This is a genomic window from Oryzicola mucosus (assembly GCF_014534685.1).
Taxonomy (GTDB): Bacteria; Pseudomonadota; Alphaproteobacteria; order Rhizobiales; family Rhizobiaceae; genus Oryzicola; species Oryzicola mucosus.
In genome coordinates this window covers 1-2,933 of the sequence record NZ_JACVVX010000022.1, presented here as the reverse complement: position 1 = coordinate 2,933, position 2,933 = coordinate 1, and the positions used below count along the sequence as shown (strand labels likewise).

1 protein-coding gene is annotated in these 2,933 nt (G+C 64.7%); it reads right to left on the bottom strand.

From position 1 onward, the window contains the following. The coding region (locus ICI42_RS23385; RefSeq protein ID WP_188167016.1) for a toxin TcdB middle/N-terminal domain-containing protein at positions 1 to 2,933 on the bottom strand (2,933 nt) is incomplete at both ends.

The window sequence follows — 2,933 nt, the reverse complement described above, 5'->3', positions numbered from 1 at the left end:
GCGTTGAGATAGATGAGGCCTGTCTCGGGATCGTGGCGTTCGCCGATATAGCCCTTTTCGGTCTGGAAGCCGGAGTTCAGCCGCTCGCCATATGCGGCATAGGCCGTGCCCTCGACCAGGGCTCCCGAGCTGTTGGTGACCAGCCGCACCGAGGCGAGATGATCGCGGTGCAGATATGTCTTGGCCGTCCCCTCGATCTTCAGGTCGGGATGCGGATAGCGCACATAGGTCGCCGTGTTGCTGGCGCCGGGCGTCATCTCCACCGACGCATCGGGATAGAGCGTGGTCGAGGTCGCCGAGGTCTTCTTCGCCCGCGCCCCGTCCGGGCCGTAGGCCAGCGTCGTCGTCACGCCGTTGAGCACCACCGTCGACAGACGGTTGGCCGCATCCCAGGTCAGCACGCGGCTGCCGTCCGACTTCATGTTGCCATTGGCGTCATAGGTGAGAGCGACACCGTTCACCGACACCGGCGCATGCGGCCGTGCAGCGGTCGCAGAGGGATAGACATAAGCCCCCGCAACCCGGCTGCGTGACAGAAGGTTGTCGTTGGCCGCATAGACGAAGTCCTCGTCCAGGCTGTTGTTGCCGACATTGCCAGCACGCGTCAGACGGCCCGCCGTGTCATAGGTGTACTTCCAGCTTTCCCCCGACGACAGTGCTGCGATCTCCTTGATCCGGCCGGTCAGGTCGCGGGTATAGCTGTTATCCAGCAGCGGCGTCGCCGTTCCCTTCGCCGTCGTCACCTGCGTCAGCCACCGCCGCGTCGGCGAATAGGCGAACGTCGTCTTCACCCCGTTGGCATAGCTGATCGACCTGGTCTGCCCGTCCGCCTCGTAGCTCAGCCCGCTGCAGTAGCCGGGGATCGCGGTCAGCATGTTGTTGGCGGTATAGCGCCACGGATTGGTCTCGCTGCCGATGTCCAGCGGACCCGGCAGGTACTGCATCGAGACGATCTGGCCCGAGGCATCGCGTTCGGTGAGGGTTGTATGGGTCAGCCCGTCGATCGTGCTCGCCTGCCGCCTGACCTTGCCGAAGCGGTCATAGCGATAGGCATGGGTAGCAACCGCATTCGTCGAGGTCGTCAGCTTGCCGACATTGAAGGAGCCGGAAGCTGCCTGGTCGTAGGTGTTGGTGGCAAGAATGATCGAGCTGCCGCCGCCCGCCGGCGTCGCCTGCTTCTGCAGCAGCCGGCCCATCTGGTCGTAGCTCAGCGTCGTCACCGCGCCCCGCGCGTCGGTCTGGCTGATCAGCCGGCCCGCCGCGTCATAGACATAGCTCCATGTCCCCATGTCGGGATCGGTGGCCGAAAGCCGGTTGCCCAAAAGATCGTACGCGTAGGTCCAGACCGAGCCGGAAGCGTCCCTGACCCGCGTCAGCCGGCCATAGGCGTCGTAGGAGCGCGTCTCGCGGATATCGAGCCCGTCATAATCCCGGATCACCAGGATCACGTCGCCCCGCGTCGAGGAATAGCGGCCCGTCCGGCGGCCCAGCTCATCCGTCTCCATCACCGCGTAAAGACGCGGATTGGTCGTATACTGGGTGCCCTTGTGCAGGAAGTGCTCGTAGCTCCGCTCGCTACTGTCGGGATTGACCACCTTCACCAGGCGGTTGGCCCAGTCGTAGCTCTTGCTCGTCCAGCGCACCGTATCGCCGTCAAACCGGACCTGCGACTGAAGCCGGACATTGCCGCGCCCGTCATAGCGCGTGTCGGCATAGCGCACGGAACCCGTCTCCGTCTCGCCCGGCGTCTCCACCCGCCAGACCCGGCCAAGCCCGTCGTAGCTGGCGCGCTGATAGACCTCGCCCGCCCCGTTCGGCAAAGGCTGGTAGGTCACCACAGCCTGTGTCGCGGGATTGCCGTCGTTCTCGAACCGGGTCTTCACATAGTAGCCCGTCGCCGCCACCGTCATCTCGTAAGGCCGGCAGAACGCGTCATAGGTAAACGCCTGCACCGTGCCGTTGAGGTCGGTCTTCGTCGCCGGCACCCCGCACACCCCGTCATAGGTGGCCTGCGAGACAAAGCGCGTATCCCCGCTCAGCGACCCATTGGCAAAATAGCGCGGCAACCGCTCCCGGACCGGATACAGATTGTAGGTCGTGTCGTAGTCCCACTCCGTCCGGTTGCCCAGACCGTCAACCGCTGCCGTCCGGTTGCCGAACCCGTCATACTCGTAAGTGCTGTCCACCCAGCTCGAGCTGTACTCCGCATAGGCCTGCGTCCGCGTCACATGCCCCTTTGCCGGAGGCGCCGAGTTGTCGGTGTCGTTGCCGTCGTAGTAAGTCCGCTCGTAGCGGATATAGGGGAACGTCTCGTCCATCCCCGAGCGGACCCGCTCCGCCCGCAACGTCGACACGATATAGGCGCTGGTGTTGAGCGTATAAAACCGCTCCGTCCACGTCTCGTCGCCATCCGCGTCGATCCGGCCATAATCCTTGATCTCGCTGACATTGCCATAGGAGCCGAACACCCGCTCCACCCGCAAGGTCGACGATACGCCGGCTTCCGAAAGCGTCGTCTGGGTCGCCACGTTGCGCGCCCAGTAGGGCCGGCTCGCCAGATTGACGTCATAGCTCTCCGCAATCGTCTTGCGCGCACCCCCCGCACCGTCCTTGTGCACCACAAGCTCGGGCAGCCCGGCACTGGCAAGATCCTGCCGGTACGTCGTCTCGACGACCGGACGCGCCGTCTCGCCCTCTGCCAGCGGCCTGGTCTCGATCACCGAGCGATAGCCCAGGAACCGCCGCGCCTTGGGGTCGTATTTGCCGCCCGCATAGGCATACTCCGTCGCGGCAACCCCGCCGCGGCCGTCATCCACGCTCAGCTTCGTCACCGCATGCAGAACCTGAGGCAGGTAGTCGTTCTCGAACCGGCTCGACGGCGTGTAGTCGACCGACACAACGCCGCCTGCCTCAAGTTTGACCGAACGGAGAAG